Origin of the sequence: Streptomyces neyagawaensis (assembly GCF_023516595.1) — a bacterium.
Classification (GTDB): domain Bacteria; phylum Actinomycetota; class Actinomycetes; order Streptomycetales; family Streptomycetaceae; genus Streptomyces; species Streptomyces neyagawaensis.
In genome coordinates, this window is the sequence record NZ_JAMGBG010000250.1 from 1 (window position 1) to 995 (window position 995).

Consider the following 995-nt stretch of genomic DNA (forward strand, 5'->3'; position numbering starts at 1 on the left):
CGCCTCCTCCGGCCGCCGTCGGTGTTCACGGGTGAGGACGAGGCGGGCGGGGCCTCCGGTCTTCTTCTCCACCCGGGCGACGGCGTCGGCCGGGCCAGTGCGAGGAAACACGGGAGCCCCTGCTGAAGCGATGGGTGATCGAACGGACTCACCACTGGGGGTGCGATCCGGCCGCGCTCCGCTACGGAAGCGTGCCTGGTGGGTGGTGATTCGCCACCCACCAGGCAGCCACCCGGGCGCGGGAGCGGAATCCGAGCTTGGCCAGGATGTGCTCGATATGGCGGTCCACCGTGCGCGGTGACAGGTCGAGCGATGAGGCGATCTGCCGGTTGCTCATGCCCTCCGCCACGAGCGCGGCCACCTCCAGTTCCCGGCGCGTCAGGGAACACGAGCCAACTGAGGCACTCCACTGGGCGTCGGCCGACGCCACCAGGGCCAACTCGACGGCACAGGCCGGACTGTCGTACTGACCGCCTTCCGCGATGGCCTTCTCGAACGCCGTCGGGCCGAGGGCCGCCACGGTTTCCTGCTCGAAGCGGGCCTGGAACCGGGAAATATGAGGGCCGAACGCGCCGATGGACGTGCCGAGGACGCGCCACAGAGAACGTGCCGCGCCCTCCAGGCGGGCCGCCATCCGGTGGTCGCCGTATGAGCCGGCGATCCAGGCAAGGAGGCCCACCAGCATCGCGCTTCCTATGGGGTCGTTGAACCCCCGTTGAATCTCCAGTCCGGCACGCGTCGACTGTTCGGCGGCGGCGTTGTCGCCTCGTATCCAGGCGTCTAATCCCAGTGCCCACAGCGCGTAGGCGCGGCACAGCCGCTCCCCGTGTGCCTCCGCCACGGCCACCGCCTGTTCGGAGGTCGGTTCGAGGTTCCCGGCGAGTGTCCCGCCGTCGGGGCCCAATACCGTCACCTGGTGGGGCGTGCACTGTCCGAGGACGGCGCCGGTGGCGGTGACCGCGATCCGGTCGCCGTCGCGCATGCTCACATTGCCC

General features: G+C 70.3%; 1 protein-coding gene. It reads right to left on the reverse strand.

The features are described 5' to 3' along the window. Positions 1-181: 181 nt before the first annotated feature. Positions 182-995, reverse strand: an 814-nt coding sequence (locus M8J73_RS44535; RefSeq protein ID WP_249829933.1) for a LuxR C-terminal-related transcriptional regulator, incomplete at its 5' end; no start/stop codon positions are given.